16 protein-coding genes are annotated in these 16,762 nt (G+C 44.2%); 15 read left to right on the forward strand and 1 reads right to left on the reverse strand.

The genetic code is table 11. From position 1 onward, the window contains the following. The first annotated feature begins 10 nt into the window (after nt 1-10). The 4 genes from K1I43_RS10705 (at nt 11) to K1I43_RS10720 (ending at nt 6,332) form a co-directional block, all read left to right on the forward strand. Nucleotides 11-634: a TetR/AcrR family transcriptional regulator gene (locus K1I43_RS10705; RefSeq protein ID WP_009360987.1), complete on the forward strand. Its 624-nt coding sequence runs from the start codon at nt 11-13 to the stop codon at nt 632-634. Between the two features lie 20 nt (nt 635-654). Next, entirely contained in the window at nt 655-3,909 is a 3,255-nt protein-coding gene (gene icmF / locus K1I43_RS10710) for a fused isobutyryl-CoA mutase/GTPase IcmF (protein WP_019418646.1), read from the forward strand. Nucleotides 3,910-3,980: 71 nt separating this feature from the next. Further along, complete coding sequence (gene rpoE, locus K1I43_RS10715) at nt 3,981-4,580, forward strand: DNA-directed RNA polymerase subunit delta (protein WP_019418645.1); 600 nt, start codon at nt 3,981-3,983, stop codon at nt 4,578-4,580. Nucleotides 4,581-4,736: 156 nt separating this feature from the next. Then, complete coding sequence (locus K1I43_RS10720; RefSeq protein WP_019418644.1) at nt 4,737-6,332, forward strand: CTP synthase; 1,596 nt, start codon at nt 4,737-4,739, stop codon at nt 6,330-6,332. Between the two features lie 27 nt (nt 6,333-6,359). Here the strand turns inward: K1I43_RS10720 and K1I43_RS10725 are convergent, their stop codons facing one another. Further along, a complete protein-coding gene (locus K1I43_RS10725) occupies nt 6,360-6,878 on the reverse strand; it encodes a DUF2529 domain-containing protein (RefSeq protein ID WP_009360983.1) in 519 nt (172 codons plus the stop codon). A 171-nt stretch (nt 6,879-7,049) separates the two neighbouring features. Here K1I43_RS10725 and K1I43_RS10730 point away from each other — a divergent pair, with 171 nt between their 5' ends. From K1I43_RS10730 to spoIIR, 11 genes are all read left to right on the forward strand, one after another. Then, entirely contained in the window at nt 7,050-7,409 is a 360-nt protein-coding gene (locus K1I43_RS10730) for a response regulator (RefSeq protein WP_009360982.1), read from the forward strand. Nucleotides 7,410-7,613: 204 nt separating this feature from the next. Further along, nucleotides 7,614-8,474: a class II fructose-bisphosphate aldolase gene (locus K1I43_RS10735; RefSeq protein WP_009360981.1), complete on the forward strand. Its 861-nt coding sequence runs from the start codon at nt 7,614-7,616 to the stop codon at nt 8,472-8,474. A gap of 83 nt (nt 8,475-8,557) precedes the next feature. Continuing rightward, nucleotides 8,558-9,205 (forward strand): fructose-6-phosphate aldolase, encoded by a 648-nt coding sequence (fsa, locus tag K1I43_RS10740; RefSeq protein ID WP_009360980.1) that lies wholly within the window; start codon nt 8,558-8,560, stop codon nt 9,203-9,205. Nucleotides 9,206-9,262: 57 nt separating this feature from the next. Further along, nucleotides 9,263-10,549 (forward strand): UDP-N-acetylglucosamine 1-carboxyvinyltransferase, encoded by a 1,287-nt coding sequence (locus K1I43_RS10745; RefSeq protein WP_009360979.1) that lies wholly within the window; start codon nt 9,263-9,265, stop codon nt 10,547-10,549. Between the two features lie 26 nt (nt 10,550-10,575). Beyond that, on the forward strand, nt 10,576-11,538 hold the full coding sequence (glpX, locus tag K1I43_RS10750; protein ID WP_009360978.1) for a class II fructose-bisphosphatase: 963 nt from the start codon (nt 10,576-10,578) through the stop codon (nt 11,536-11,538). 169 nt (nt 11,539-11,707) lie between these two features. Continuing rightward, on the forward strand, nt 11,708-12,994 hold the full coding sequence (gene rho, locus K1I43_RS10755) for a transcription termination factor Rho (RefSeq protein ID WP_019418641.1): 1,287 nt from the start codon (nt 11,708-11,710) through the stop codon (nt 12,992-12,994). A 110-nt stretch (nt 12,995-13,104) separates the two neighbouring features. Further along, nucleotides 13,105-13,305 (forward strand): 50S ribosomal protein L31, encoded by a 201-nt coding sequence (gene rpmE / locus K1I43_RS10760; protein ID WP_003397039.1) that lies wholly within the window; start codon nt 13,105-13,107, stop codon nt 13,303-13,305. Nucleotides 13,306-13,390: 85 nt separating this feature from the next. Next, on the forward strand, nt 13,391-14,011 hold the full coding sequence (locus K1I43_RS10765; protein ID WP_019418640.1) for a thymidine kinase: 621 nt from the start codon (nt 13,391-13,393) through the stop codon (nt 14,009-14,011). 56 nt (nt 14,012-14,067) lie between these two features. After that, entirely contained in the window at nt 14,068-15,144 is a 1,077-nt protein-coding gene (prfA, locus tag K1I43_RS10770; RefSeq protein WP_006320978.1) for a peptide chain release factor 1, read from the forward strand. Next, nucleotides 15,134-15,985: a peptide chain release factor N(5)-glutamine methyltransferase gene (gene prmC, locus K1I43_RS10775; RefSeq protein ID WP_019418638.1), complete on the forward strand. Its 852-nt coding sequence runs from the start codon at nt 15,134-15,136 to the stop codon at nt 15,983-15,985. The genes prfA and prmC overlap by 11 nt, the downstream gene beginning before the upstream one ends. 90 nt (nt 15,986-16,075) lie before the next feature. After that, entirely contained in the window at nt 16,076-16,699 is a 624-nt protein-coding gene (gene spoIIR, locus K1I43_RS10780) for a stage II sporulation protein R (RefSeq protein ID WP_019418637.1), read from the forward strand. The last annotated feature ends 63 nt before the right edge of the window (nt 16,700-16,762 follow it).

The following is a 16,762-nucleotide window of genomic DNA, read 5'->3' on the forward strand; positions in this document are numbered from 1 at the left end:
GAGTGATGTAATGAAGAAGCGTGAAGTGCCCGCGTCTGTGAAAGACGAACGGCTTGTGAAAAAAAGGCGCAATCAAATGATTAAAGGGGCGATTTCGCTATTTAAACAAAAAGGGTTTCATCAAACGACGACGCGCGAAATTGCCCGCGCTTCTGGCTTTAGCATCGGAACGTTATACGAATACATTCGCAAAAAGGAAGACGTTCTTTATTTAGTATGCGACCGTATTTACGATGAAGTACGCGATCGCATGGAGCAAGCAATCGATACGACAAAAGGGGATTTAGACGGGTTAAAATTAGCGATTGATTACTATTTTCGCGTTGTTGACGAGCTGCAAGACGAAGTGCTCGTCATGTATCAAGAAGCGAAGTCGCTCGGCAAAGAATCGCTCCCGTACGTGTTAAATAAAGAATTGCAAATGGTGGCGATGTTTGAACATATTTTGCGACGCTGTGTCGATAACGGGGTATTTTCCCTTACAGAACAAGAAATTCAATTATTTGCACATAACATTTTCGTTCTCGGTCAAATGTGGGGGTTCCGTCGTTGGGCGTTGAAAAAAATGTATACGCTCGATGAATATATTGAATGGCAAACAAAGCTATTGCTTGAAGGCATTATGAAGCGGTAGCGAAAGGGGATGGGAGAAAGATGGCGCACATTTATCGTCCAAAACATCACGTTCGCTTTGTGACGGCATCGAGTTTGTTTGATGGACACGATGCGGCCATTAACATTATGCGCCGCATTTTACAAGCGAGTGGAGCGGAGGTCATTCATCTAGGCCATAATCGCTCAGTAGAAGAAATTGTGAACGCTGCGATTCAAGAAGACGTACAAGGGATCGCTGTATCTTCGTATCAAGGCGGACATATGGAATTTTTTAAATATATGTATGATTTATTGCAACAGCGAGGCGCTTCGCATATTCGCATTTACGGTGGCGGTGGCGGCGTAATTATTCCAAGGGAAATAAAAGAATTGCACGCGTATGGTATTGCTCGTATTTTTTCACCAGAAGACGGGCGGCGTTACGGGTTGCAAGGAATGATTAACATCATGATGGAAGAATGCGATTTCCCAACGGTCAGAGAAATAACAGATGAAGTCGAACGATTGGCAAACGGAGACGTTCAAGCGGTGGCGCGATTAATTACTGTGTGTGAAAACCGTGTGAATGCCCATAGCGAAGTAGCTGCGACAGCAGAAACAGTTTTACAACGGGTCAAAGCGATGGCCAAGCGCATTCCCGTCATCGGGATTACCGGAACAGGTGGAGCCGGCAAAAGCTCGCTCACAGATGAGCTCGTCCGTCGCTTTTTAAATGAAATTCCTGAGAAAAAAGTGGCGATTTTATCGGTGGATCCGACAAAACAAAAAACGGGCGGAGCATTGCTTGGTGACCGTATTCGCATGAATGCCATTTCTTCGCCGCGCGTCTACATGCGCAGTTTAGCGACGCGCAGTTCGCGTTCAGAATTGTCGCTTGCGATTCAAGATGCCATTGAAGTCGTCAAAGCGGCAGGTTTTGATTTAGTGATCGTAGAAACGAGCGGCATCGGTCAAGGCGATGCAGCGATTAAAGATATTTGTGATATTGCGATGTATGTGATGACGAGCGAGTTCGGCGCCCCATCGCAGCTTGAGAAAATCGATATGATCGACTATGCCGATTTGATCGTCATTAATAAATTTGAACGCAAAGGTTCAGAAGATGCGAAACGCCAAGTGCAAAAACAATATCAACGAAGCCATCAATTGTTTGATCGCGATGTGAGCGAAATGCCTGTATTCGGCACGATCGCAAGCCAATTTAACGACCCAGGAACAAATACGCTCTTTGTCGCATTAATCGATTTAATTAACGAACGAATGGGAACAAATTGGACGACGACGTTGCAAAAAGTAGATCATGTCGAAAAACAAAATGTGATCATTCCGAACGAACGGCGCCATTATTTGCGCGAAATTGCTGATACGATTCGACAATATCATCAACGCGTCAATGAGCAATGTGACATCGCTCGCCGCGTATTTCAGCTTGAAGGTGCCATTGAAACCATGAACGAACGCCATGATGAACAAGCCATGGCAGCTTTACAAGAGGCTAAGCGAACATATGAAGAAAAATTAACACCAGAGTCAAGAAAGTTATTAGCTTCATGGGAAGATGTGAAAAAGAAATATAGCGCAGAACAGTTTGTCACAAAAGTGCGCGATAAAGAAATTGTCACACCGTTAAAGACGAAAAGTTTAGCAGGTTTAAGCATTCCGAAAGTAGCGTTGCCGAAGTTTAAAGATTATGGGGAAATTTTACACTGGCTTTATAAAGAAAACGTTCCGGGGGCATTTCCATTTACGGCTGGTGTTTTCCCGTTTAAACGGCAAGAGGAAGATCCGAAGCGACAATTTGCAGGAGAAGGTACGCCGGAGCGGACGAATCGCCGCTTCCATTACTTATGCAAAGACGACCCAGCGAAACGTTTAAGTACGGCATTCGACTCCGTGACGTTATATGGAGAAGATCCGAATGAACGTCCAGACATTTTCGGAAAAATTGGCGAGAGCGGTGTAAGTGTTTGTACGTTAGATGATATGAAAAAGCTATACAAAGGCTTTGATTTGTGCGATCCGCTCACATCTGTATCGATGACGATTAACGGACCTGCGCCGATCATTTTAGCGATGTTTATGAATACAGCGATCGATCAACAAGTCGAAAAGAAAGAAGCAGAGCTTGGTCGAAAACTGACGCAAGAAGAATACGAACAAGTGAAAGCACAGACGTTGCAGACGGTGCGTGGAACGGTCCAAGCGGATATTTTAAAAGAAGACCAAGGGCAAAATACGTGCATTTTCTCAACGGAGTTTGCTTTACGTATGATGGGGGATATTCAACAATATTTTATCGACAACCGTGTGCGTAACTATTATTCTGTTTCCATCTCAGGCTATCATATTGCGGAAGCTGGAGCGAACCCGATTACACAATTGGCATTTACGCTGGCGAACGGCTTTACGTACGTCGAATACTATTTAAGCCGAGGCATGCATATTGATGACTTTGCACCAAACTTATCGTTTTTCTTCAGCAACGGTCTTGATCCAGAATATACAGTGATCGGTCGGGTAGCACGGCGCATTTGGGCGGTTGCGATGCGGGAGAAATATGGGGCGAACGAACGAAGCCAAAAGTTGAAATATCACGTACAAACATCAGGACGTTCCCTTCACGCCCAAGAAATTGATTTTAATGACATTCGTACAACATTACAGGCGCTCATGGCGCTTCATGATAACTGCAACTCGCTTCATACGAACGCTTACGACGAGGCGATCACCACGCCGACTGAGGAGTCTGTTCGTCGTGCGATGGCGATTCAGCTCATCATTACAAAAGAACATGGGTTAACGAAAAACGAAAACCCGCTACAAGGTTCATTCATTATCGAAGAATTAACAGATTTAGTTGAAGAAGCGGTGTTGAAAGAGTTTGAGCGTCTCGATGAGCGTGGCGGTGTGCTTGGCGCGATGGAAATGCAATATCAGCGCGGCAAAATTCAAGATGAATCGATGTATTACGAAATGAAAAAACATAGCGGGGAAATGCCGATCATTGGCGTAAACACATATTTAAACCCGAATGCAGCAGTCGAAGAAGAAATCGAAAGCTTACAGCTCGCGCGCGCATCATATGAAGAAAAACAACTTCAACTCGAAAACTTACGCAAATTCCATGAAGAACATAAAGACGAAGTGGAAGAAGCGCTTGCGCGGTTAAAACATGTCGCGGTAAGCGGCGGAAACATTTTTGCTGAGCTGATGGAGACAGTCAAAGTCGCTAGCTTAGGACAAATTACAAAGGCGTTGTATGAAGTCGGTGGACAATATCGCCGCAATATGTAATGTCGGGGGATGTCCCGACATTTTTTTTGGGCAACGCTCTAGCATAAAGTAAATGAATTTGTTTATAATGAATGGTATGGATTTTTGTTGTTTTCATACGTTGGAGAAAGGGAGTGCGGAAAGTGAGTTTGGAGCAATACTCTCAAGAACAATTGCGAGAGATGTCTTTCGTCGAACTTGCGTATTTGCTATTGTGTGAGAAAAAGCAAACGGTGTCTTTTCAAGAGATGGTCGAACAGCTAGTCGCGATTAAAGGATTATCTGAAAGCGAAGTGAGCGCGCGATTGGCGCAGTTTTATACAGATTTAAACGTCGATGGACGGTTTATTTGTATCGGGGAAACAGCTTGGGGCTTGCGCGCATGGTACCCATACGACCAAACAGAAGATGAAGCGGTACCTGTGGAGCGCGTGAAGAAGAAGAAAAAAGTCGCGGATGACTTTGATGACTTTGATGACATGATCGATGAAGACGAATTAGTATATGACGATTTAGATGAAGAATTATTAGACGATGAAGAGCTGTTAGACGATGACTTTGTATTAGATGAAGATGAAGAAGTAATCGATGATTTATTAGATGAAGAACTAAGTTTAGATGACGCCCCGCTTGATGAAGAGCTAGACGTCGTCGATGAAGAATTAGAGTTAGAAGAAGATGAGGAATTATAACCTTGACTTTTTACATCGATATATGTAGAATTCTGTTTGGGCTCTTTTCATAGAGATACGTTCGCTCCCTTACATATTTGTAAGCGGAGCGTTTTTATTTTTCCCCGAATTCGCACACACTGTAACTATTCCAAATGAGTTGAGGGGGAAGGTTTAATGACGAAATATATTTTTGTAACAGGTGGCGTCGTTTCATCGCTTGGGAAAGGAATTACGGCTGCTTCACTCGGTCGATTATTAAAAAATCGTGGCTTGAAAGTAACGATTCAAAAATTTGATCCGTACATTAACGTTGACCCAGGCACGATGAGTCCGTATCAACACGGAGAAGTGTTTGTCACAGATGACGGAGCGGAAACAGACTTAGATTTAGGTCATTATGAGCGCTTTATTGATATTAACTTAAACAAATATAGCAACGTGACAACAGGAAAAATTTATTCGACCGTATTGAAAAAGGAACGCCGTGGCGACTATTTAGGCGGAACGGTACAAGTTATTCCGCACATTACAAACGAAATTAAAGAACGCGTATTCAGAGCAGGACGTGAAACGAATGCCGATGTCGTCATTACTGAAATCGGTGGAACAGTTGGCGACATTGAATCTCTTCCGTTTTTGGAAGCTATTCGTCAAATCAAAAGCGACGTCGGTCGCGACAACGTGATGTATATTCATTGTACGCTCGTGCCGTACATTAAAGCAGCAGGTGAAATGAAGACGAAACCGACGCAACATAGCGTCAAAGAATTGCGCAGCTTAGGCATTCAGCCAAACGTCATCGTCGTGCGCACAGAAATGCCAATGTCTCAAGATATGAAAGATAAAATTGCTTTGTTCTGTGACATTGATCCGAAAGCGGTCATTGAAGCGCGCGATGCCGATACGTTATACGCTGTACCGCTCATGCTTCAAGAACAAAAGTTAGACCAAATTGTTTGTGAGCATTTAAAACTAAACTGCAACGAAGCGGATATGACAGAATGGATCGCACTCGTTGAAAAAGTGCGCAATTTATCAAATAAAACAACGATTGCGCTCGTCGGAAAATACGTTGAGCTTCAAGATGCGTACATTTCTGTCGTGGAAGCATTACGTCATGCAGGATATGCGTTTGATGCAGATATAGACATTCGTTGGATTAACTCTGAGCATGTCGATCGCGACAATGTGGCGCAGCTGCTTCAAGGAGTAAACGGTATTCTCGTTCCGGGCGGATTTGGCGATCGTGGAATCGAAGGAAAAATTGAGGCTATTCGCTATGCGCGTGAGCAACGCATCCCATTCCTCGGCATTTGTCTAGGTATGCAATTAGCATCTGTGGAGTTTGCTCGTCATGTCGTCGGGTTAAAAGATGCCCATTCGGCAGAAATCGATCCAAACACGCCACATCCGATTATCGACTTATTGCCAGAGCAAAAAGATATCGAAGATTTAGGCGGAACGCTTCGTCTCGGTTTATATCCGTGCAAGCTCGTTGAAGGAACGAAAGCATACGAAGCATATCAAGATGAAGTCATTTATGAGCGCCATCGCCATCGTTATGAATTTAACAATGAATATCGTACGGTGATGGAAGAAAACGGTTTTGTTTTTTCAGGGACAAGCCCAGATGGCCGTCTTGTAGAAATTATCGAATTGAAAGATCATCCGTGGTTTGTTGCGGCGCAGTTTCATCCGGAGTTTACATCTCGTCCGACGCGTCCACAGCCACTGTTCCGCGAATTTATTCGCGCATCGCTAGAAAAATAATAGAGGATGTCCGCTATGGGCATCCTCTTATTCATATTCGGCAACAATTTCTTTTGTCATCAGCACTAAACTATGATAAGCGAACAAAGCAACGACAGCGGAAGGGAAGCCGATCCGTGAGCCATCTTCTGTTGGGACGAGCGGCTGTTTCAAACATAAATCAATATGTACATCGACGTAATCAACGAGCGACGGTTTCGAACTCTCTGCGATAGATGACATACCGATCGTCCATATGTTTTGTTCGTGAAGCTGTTTTGCGATGCGAATCGCTTCTTCATCTGTGCAAAAGCGCGAAACGATGAGCACGCGGTCAGCGGTCGTTACTTCGTTCATGTTTAGAGGTTTAACGTTCGGCAATTTTTCAGCTCCGTGCAGCGCTTCAGCGACGACAGCTTCCATTTCGTCCATGCCGTAAACAAAAATGGTGCCGTCGCTAATGATCGCTTGGGCAAATAAACGGGCAGCATCTTCAAACTGCTCTTCTTCTTGCGCACTTATTCGCTGAAACACACCTGCAAGCTGCGTCGATAATATTTTTAACATAATCCATCTCCTTTTTATGCGACTTTCGCTTTTTGCTCATTATATTAAAAAATAAAAAAATGATCAAAATTAGAACATAAAGCAGGATAAATGGTAAAAATTTTGAAATAATGATACGATAATAAAAATAGCAGTTTTACATATGAAAAAGAGAAAATAAGAGGTGTTTATATGGCGGGGAAGATTTTGATTGTGGACGACCAGTTTGGCATTCGCATTTTATTAAACGAAGTGTTTCAAAAAGAAGGATATGAAACGTATCAGGCGGCAAACGGTGTTCAAGCGCTCGATTTGTTTGCGAAGCACTCCCCGGATTTAGTGTTGTTAGATATGAAAATTCCAGGCATGGACGGGGTAGAAATTTTAAAGAAGATGAAAGAAATGAATGAGCATGTAAAAGTCATCGTGATGACGGCTTACGGCGAACTCGATATGATTCATGAAACGAAAAAGCTCGGTGCGCTGACCCATTTTGCGAAACCTTTTGACATAGACGATATGCGTGATGCAGTGAAAAAATATATCGGTTAACCGTTGACAGCTTTTTGAACTTTTTTCACAAAGTTTTGTTCGTTTCGGTGAATAAGGTTGATGTGTGGAAACAAAGTTTGTTATTCTTATAATGTACATACTATTCGATGTCGTCTTGTATAAATTTGTCGTATTTTGGTCATTGTACATGTGAGAGGCGCTTTCGGATAGTGAATAATGGCTACATTTAAGGAGGATTTAGCGATGCCTTTAGTTTCAATGACGGAAATGCTTAAACAAGCATTGGCGGGCAAGTATGCGGTCGGTCAATTCAATATTAACAACTTAGAATGGACACAAGCGATTTTAGCAGCAGCGGAAGAAGAAAAATCCCCTGTGATCCTTGGCGTGTCTGAAGGAGCAGCTCGCTACATGGGCGGCTTTAAAACGGTTGTGAACATGGTGAAAGGATTAATGGAAGACATGAACATTACTGTTCCTGTCGCTATTCACCTTGACCATGGTTCAAGCTTTGAAAAATGTAAAGCAGCGATTGACGCTGGATTTACATCCGTTATGATCGATGCATCACATCATCCGTTTGAAGAAAACGTTGAAATTACATCAAAAGTTGTTGAGTACGCTCATGCGCGTGGTGTATCTGTTGAAGCTGAGTTAGGAACAGTCGGCGGACAAGAAGATGACGTTGTTGCAGAAGGAATTATTTATGCAAATCCAGATGAGTGCGAAGAACTTGTGAAGCGCACAGGCATTGACTGTTTAGCGCCAGCGCTCGGTTCTGTACACGGTCCATACAAAGGAGAGCCAAAATTAGGATTTAAAGAGATGGAAGAAATTCGCGATCGTACAGGTGTACCGCTCGTTTTACACGGTGGAACAGGTATCCCAACAGAACAAATTCAACGTGCCATTTCACTTGGTACATCTAAAATTAACGTAAATACAGAAAACCAAATGGCGTTTACAAAAGTTGTGCGCGAAGTGTTAGCGAAAGATGAAAAAGTGTACGATCCACGCAAATTCCTCGGCCCTGGCCGCGATGCGATTAAAGAAACAGTCATCGGCAAAATGCGCGAATTCGGTTCTTCCGGCAAAGCGTTGTAATACAAGCCGCACCGTTTCAGCCTTGCTGAAGCGGGCGGTTTTGTTTCATTCCATTTTTGAAAGCGTTTAGGAGGTTGAAAATTATGAAATTTTTTATTGACACGGCAAATATTGATGAAATTCGCCACGCTCATGAACTAGGCATTTTAGCGGGAGTAACAACAAACCCAAGCCTCGTCGCAAAAGAAAACGTGTCGTTCCACGATCGTCTTCGTGAAATTACTTCTCTCGTTTCCGGTTCCGTTAGTGCGGAAGTGATCGCAACGGATGCAGAAGGAATGATTGCAGAAGGGGAAGAATTAGCGAAAATCGCACCGAACATTACGATTAAAGTGCCGATGACGCCAGAAGGGTTAAAGGCGGTAAAAGTATTTAGCGAAAAAGGAATTAAAACAAATGTCACGCTCATTTTTAGTGCGAATCAAGCGTTGCTAGCGGCGCGTGCTGGTGCGACATACGTATCGCCGTTTTTAGGTCGTTTAGATGATATCGGTCATAACGGCTTAGAGTTAATTGAAACGATTGCGAACATTTTTGCCATTCACGACATTGATACAGAAATTATCGCGGCATCGATCCGTCATCCACAACATGTGACAGAGGCAGCATTAAAAGGTGCACATATTGCGACAGTACCTTACAACGTACTTATGCAACTATTTAAACATCCGCTTACAGATCAAGGCATCGAAAAGTTTTTAGCAGACTGGAATAAAGCAAACCAAAAATAATGATTGAGCAGTTTTCCGTCGCGTTCTAGGACTTGCTTTGCGAGAAGGGAGACACATATGGAAAAGTTAAAAATTGTCGGCGGTGACCTCCTTCAAGGCTCCGTGCGCATTAGTGGAGCGAAAAATAGCGCCGTCGCGCTCATTCCAGCCGCTATTTTAGCCAACTCACCTGTAGTCATTGAAGGGTTGCCGAACATTTCAGACGTTCATGTGTTAGGACAATTAATTGAAGAAATTGGCGGTACATTTCATTTTGATGAAAACGAAGTCGTCATTGACCCGTCGCATATCGTTTCCATGCCTTTGCCGAACGGAAAAGTAAAAAAATTGCGCGCTTCATATTACTTGATGGGCGCGATGCTTGGACGTTTTAAAAAAGCGGTCATCGGACTTCCGGGCGGTTGCCATTTAGGACCGCGCCCCATTGATCAGCACATTAAAGGATTTGAGGCGCTTGGCGCGAAAGTGACTAACGAGCAAGGAGCGATTTATTTACGGGCGGAAGAGCTTCGTGGAGCGCGCATTTATTTGGACGTTGTCAGCGTTGGAGCGACGATTAACATTATGTTAGCCGCCGTCTTAGCAAAAGGAAGAACAATTATTGAAAACGCGGCAAAAGAGCCGGAAATTATTGACGTTGCGACGCTGTTGACGAACATGGGGGCACGCATTAAAGGAGCGGGAACAGACGTCATTCGCATTGACGGTGTAGAACAGTTGCACGGTTGCCGCCATTCCATTATTCCGGATCGCATTGAAGCAGGAACGTATATGATTATCGGTGCGGCCATGGGGAAAGAAATGATTATTGACAACGTCATTCCGCAACATTTAGAAGCAGTCATTGCAAAAATGCGAGAAATGGGTGTTGTTGTTGAAACGAGCGATGACCAAATTTTTATTGCGACGAAAGATCATCTTCGTGCCGTCGATATTAAAACGCTCGTTTACCCTGGCTTTCCGACCGATTTACAACAGCCATTCACTTCACTATTAACGAAAGCGTCTGGGACGAGCATTGTGACAGATACGATTTATAGTGCCCGATTTAAACATATTGATGAATTGCGGCGCATGAACGCCAATGTGAAAGTCGAAGGACGGTCAGCCATTATTACAGGTCCATCACGACTACAAGGAGCAAAAGTGCGCGCAACCGATTTGCGTGCGGGTGCTGCGCTTGTCGTCGCCGGATTAATGGCCGAAGGGGTTACAGAAATTACAGGATTAGAACATATTGATCGCGGCTACAGCAACTTAGTTGACAAACTTGTCAACCTTGGCGCTACCGTTTGGCGCGAACAAATGACAGAACAAGAAATCGAGCAACTGAAGAACACATAATGCACCAAAGGGGAGAGGGAGAAACGATGGAAAGAAGTTTATCGATGGAGCTTGTCCGTGTCACAGAAGCTGCTGCATTAGCTGCAGCCCGCTGGATGGGGCGTGGGAAAAAAGACGAAGCAGATGAAGCTGCCACGTCTGCGATGCGCGACGTATTTGATACGATTCCGATGAAAGGAACGGTCGTCATCGGTGAAGGGGAAATGGACGAAGCACCGATGCTATATATTGGGGAAAAGCTTGGCAACGGGTACGGTCCGCGCGTTGATGTGGCGGTTGATCCGCTTGAAGGAACGAACATTGTCGCTTCTGGCGGGTGGAACGCGTTAGCGGTCGTCGCTGTGGCGGATCACGGCAATTTGCTTCATGCGCCAGATATGTACATGGACAAAATTGCGGTTGGGCCAGAAGCGGTCGGCATGATCGACATTAACGCTCCAATTATCGATAATTTAAAAGCGGTTGCCAAAGCGAAAAATAAAGATATTGAAGACGTTGTGGCGATCATTTTAAATCGCCCGCGCCACGAGCGCATCATTGCGGAGTTGCGTGAAGCAGGCGCGCGCATTAAGCTCATTAATGACGGTGACGTCGCTGCCGCAATTAATACAGCATTTGATCATACAGGTGTAGACATTTTATTTGGGTCAGGAGGCGCTCCAGAAGGGGTGTTAGCGGCTGTGGCGCTCAAATGTCTCGGCGGGGAAATACAAGGGAAGCTATTGCCACAAAACGATGCCGAACTAGAGCGATGCAAAAAAATGGGGTTAGATGTAAACCGTGTATTGCGCATGGAAGATCTCGTAAAAGGGGACGATGCCATTTTTGCCGCAACAGGTGTAACGGACGGAGAATTGTTGCGCGGTGTGCAATTTAAAGGAACATACGGCGAGACGCACTCTGTTGTCATGCGTGCGAAATCAGGCACCGTTCGTTTCATTGAAGGGCGCCATAGCTTAAGGAAAAAGCCGAACCTCGTCATCAAATAATCGCGAGATGCGCGAACTTTTCGCGCTCTCGCTCTTTTTCTATTGATTGACAATATAAAAAAAGGGTAAAATAGTCATGTTACGTTTCTTCTCGTAATCATCTTTTCATCTTCGCTGTTTCCATCCAAAAGAGCAATTCATGAAAATTAAATAAAAGAGTGGTGTAAGTATGGAGTTAGGAGATTTAACGATTGCAACGCTAGAAAATATGACCATTAAAGAGCTATATGAATTAGCTCGTCAATACAAAATTTCATATTACAGTAAACTGACAAAGAAAGAATTGATTTTTGCCATTTTAAAAGCGCGCGCTGAACAAGACGGCCTCTTTTTCATGGAAGGCGTGCTTGAAATTATTCAATCAGAAGGATTTGGCTTTTTGCGTCCAATTAACTATTCCCCTAGTTCGGAAGATATTTATATTTCCGCATCGCAAATTCGTCGCTTTGATTTGCGCAACGGTGATAAAGTATCAGGAAAAGTGCGCCCGCCAAAAGAAAATGAACGGTATTTCGGCTTGCTGCACGTCGAGGCAGTAAACGGTGAAGACCCAGAAATTGCGAAAGAACGCGTTCACTTCCCGGCGCTAACACCGCTTTATCCGAACCGACAAATGAAGCTAGAGACGACACCAGACAAGCTATCTACTCGCCTCATTGATTTGATTGCTCCGATCGGATTTGGCCAGCGCGGTTTAATTGTCGCGCCTCCGAAAGCGGGAAAAACGATGTTGTTAAAAGAAATTGCCAACAGCATTACAACAAATCACCCAGATGTTGAACTCATCGTTTTGCTTATTGATGAGCGTCCAGAAGAAGTGACGGATATTGAACGTTCTGTATCGGCGGATGTCGTCAGCTCGACGTTTGATGAAGTGCCAGAAAACCATATTAAAGTGGCGGAGCTTGTGCTTGAACGTGCGATGCGCCTCGTTGAACATAAGCGTGATGTCGTTATCTTAATGGATAGTATTACGCGTTTAGCGCGCGCATACAACTTAGTCATTCCTCCAAGCGGACGCACGTTATCGGGAGGAATTGACCCGGCCGCATTCCACCGTCCGAAACGGTTTTTTGGAGCGGCGCGAAACATCGAAGAAGGGGGCAGCTTAACGATTTTAGCGACTGCTCTTGTCGATACAGGTTCGCGCATGGACGATGTCATTTACGAAGAATTTAAAGGAACAGGAAATATGGAGCTTCATCTCGATCGCTCATTAGCGGAAAAACGAATTTTCCCTGCCATCGACATTCGTCGTTCGGGCACGCGAAAAGAAGAATTATTAATTCCAAAAGAACATTTAGAAAAATTGTGGGCCATTCGTAAAACGATGTCAGATACGCCAGACTTTATTGAGCGATTTATTCATCGATTAAAGCAAACGAAAACGAACGAAGAGTTTTTTGCGATGTTAGATGAAGAGTGGAAAGCAGCCGGAAATTTAAAACGGTTATAAATGGATAGTTGCAAAACAGCGATACGGTTGTTATAATTTTATCATGTGTGTTTTTCATTGCATATAAACTCTGTTTCGAAAAGATTCAGGGCGGAAGGAGATGAAATGAGATGAAAGCAGGAATCCATCCAAACTATAAAAAAGTGATGGTTAAATGCGCGTGTGGAAACGAGTTTGAGAGCGGTTCTGTAAAAGACGAAGTGCGCGTAGAAATTTGCTCAGCGTGCCACCCATTCTATACAGGACGTCAAAAATTCGCTTCTGCTGCAGGACGTGTTGATAAATTTAACAAAAAATACGGCCTTAAGTAATCCGTATGTTATGAAAACAGGCAAGCGAACTTCTTTTCACTTGCCTGTTTTTTTCGTGAAAGTTTGAAAGAAAGGGGTCGCCCTGATGTATGTCATGAAGCAATCCGGCTGGCTAGAAGTCATTTGCGGGAGCATGTTTTCCGGAAAATCGGAGGAGCTCATTCGTCGCGTACGACGCGCGCAGTTTGCGAAACAAGAAGTGAAAGTGTTTAAGCCAGCGATCGATAATCGATATAGCGAAGAAGCAGTCGTTTCTCATAATGGAACATCTGTTATCGCCATCCCTGTTTCTTGTGCGCTAGACATTCGAAAGCACATCTCCACACATACGGATGTTGTGGCAATCGATGAAGTGCAATTTTTTGACGAACATGTCGTTGATGTTGTTCAACAGCTCGCCGATGAAGGATACCGTGTCATCGTCGCTGGGTTAGATCAAGATTTTCGCGGCGAACCGTTCGGCCCTGTCCCGACGTTAATGTCTATCGCTGAATCGGTGACAAAGCTACAAGCTGTTTGTACCGTTTGCGGTTCCCCTGCATCGCGCACACAGCGGCTCATTAATGGGCGTCCAGCATCTTACCACGATCCCGTCATTTTAATCGGAGCCAGTGAATCGTACGAACCACGATGCCGCCATCATCATGAAGTGCCTGATCATCCAAAGAAAAATAAAACATGTAAAGAAACGGCCACTCGTCCATAAGGGCGAGTTTTTTCATATGGTTGTTTATGATATAATGAAAAGTCGAGGTGAGAAAAATGTTCGATCGTTTACAGGCGGTAGAAGCCCGTTATGAAAAATTAAATGAGCTATTAATGGATCCAGAAGTATTAAATGACCCGAAAAAATTGCGTGATTATTCAAAAGAACAGTCCGATTTAGCGGAGACGGTACAAACGTATCGCGAATATAAATCGGTGCGCGAGCAGTTGGCGGATGCGAAAGCGATGCTTGAAGAAAAGCTTGATCCGGATATGCGCGACATGGTGAAAGAAGAAATTAGTGAACTAGAAGAGCGCGAAGAACAGCTTGTTGAAAAGTTAAAAGTATTGTTGCTTCCAAAAGATCCGAATGACGATAAAAACGTCATTATGGAAATTCGCGGAGCGGCAGGTGGAGAGGAAGCGGCGCTTTTTGCAGGCGATTTATATCGCATGTATACGCGCTATGCCGAGTCGCAAGGATGGAAAACAGAAGTGATTGAAGCACACCCGACAGGACTTGGCGGCTATAAAGAAATTATTTTCATGATTCAAGGAAAAGGGGCATATTCGAAATTAAAATTTGAAAACGGTGCCCATCGTGTGCAGCGTGTACCAGAGACAGAATCAGGCGGACGCATTCATACGTCAACGGCGACAGTCGCTTGCTTGCCGGAGATGGAAGAAATCGAAATTGAAATTAACGAAAAAGATATTCGTGTTGATACGTTTGCATCGAGCGGTCCGGGCGGGCAAAGCGTCAATACGACGATGTCAGCTGTTCGTTTAACCCACATTCCAACAGGCATTGTCGTGTCTTGCCAAGATGAAAAATCGCAAATTAAAAATAAAGAAAAAGCGATGAAAGTATTGCGTGCGCGCATTTACGATAAATATCAACAAGAAGCGCGTGCAGAATACGATCAAACGCGGAAACAAGCGGTCGGAACAGGCGATCGTTCCGAGCGGATTCGCACGTACAACTTTCCTCAAAATCGCGTCACCGATCATCGGATCGGATTGACGATTCAAAAACTTGATCAAGTGTTAGAAGGAAAATTGGATGAAATTATCGATGCGCTCATTTTAGACGATCAATCGAAAAAATTGGAGCAAGCGAACAATGAGCAGTAAAATATATGAAGTCCTCCAATGGGCTTCTTCTTTTTTCCGAGAGCATGGAAAGGAAGAAACGGCTGCGGAATGGTTATTGCGTCATCATTTACAAATGACGCGTGCGCAACTATTCGCTAATTTGCGCGATCCGATCGATGAAACATGCAAACAAACATTTATGGCGGATGTAAAAAAACATGCGCTAGAGCATATCCCAATTCAATATTTAATCGGATATGAACAGTTTTACGGACGGACGTTTATCGTCAATGAACACGTATTAATTCCGCGCCCAGAAACAGAAGAGCTTGTTTCTCATGTGCTTGCCCGAACAACTGAAAAGCCGCTTTCCGTTGTTGATGTCGGAACAGGCAGCGGAGCGATTGCAGTGACGTTGTCGTTAGAGCGACCAACGTGGCATGTGTACGGCGTGGATATTGCGGCTTCATCGCTTGAAGTGGCGAAGCGAAATGCCGATCAGCTTGGCGCTTGCGTTCATTGGTTAGAAGGGGATTTACTGCAACCGATCATCGACCGTGGCATACAAGTAGATGTTGTCGTTTCTAATCCGCCATACATCCCCGCACACGACATTTCGACGTTATCGCCTATCGTGCAAAAAGAGCCGTTTCGAGCGCTCGTCGGTGGCGAAGATGGGTTGTTATTTTATCGTCGTTTAGCGAACGAACTGCCGCATGTCGTTACCCCGCAGGCGCTTATTGCGTTTGAAATCGGTCACGGACAAGGGCAAGCGGTGGAAACGATGTTGCAACAAGCATTTCCTTCGGCGCGCATTGACGTTCTGTTTGATATAAACGGCAAAGAGCGCATCGTCATCGCCGATCTCGCTTCCGAGTAACATCGGAAGCTTTTTTATATTTTTTCATTTTGATAGTTTATCAACTTCTCTTTCTGGTTACACTGCATAACAAGAAAGGGGAGGTAAACGATGAACAAATACGTTATCATTTTATATATGACAATCGTGATGATTGGGGGCATTGTCACGATATATGGGCAACAAACAGAGGCACAAAGCGATGTTGTCATTCCAAACGAAGCGGTACGGTTGCGCATTTTAGCAAATAGCGACTCACGAGAGGATCAAGCGTTAAAACGCGCGGTTCGCGACGCAGTAAATGAACAAATAACAACATGGGTTAGCGACTTAACGTCATTTGAAGAGGCGAAACAAGTCATTGCCCAACATGTGCCAGACATTGAACAAACGGTCGCTCGTGTTCTTCATGAGAAGAAGAGCGATCAGACGTACAACGTGACGTTTGGACGCGTGTCATTTCCGACGAAAATATACGGATCATATATATATCCAGCAGGTGAGTATGATGCTGTATTAATTACGCTCGGTAAAGGGGAAGGAGCAAACTGGTGGTGCGTCTTGTTTCCGCCGCTCTGTTTCCTCGACTTTTCCACAGGTGAAGCTGTTCGTCCTGTGGAAAAGCAAATAGAGCAACAAGAACGAATGGATGAACAACCGCTTGTTGTGGAAGACGAGCAGCAAGTAGAAGTGAAATTTTTCGTGGCGGAAGTATGGAAGAAGCTTATTCAATAACATATCCACAAAATTATCAACAAAAATGAGGAACTTATTCACAATTTGTGGACAATTGTTGTT

Source organism: Anoxybacillus sp. ST70, from assembly GCF_019553625.1.
GTDB classification, from domain to species: Bacteria; Bacillota; Bacilli; order Bacillales; family Anoxybacillaceae; genus Anoxybacillus; species Anoxybacillus gonensis.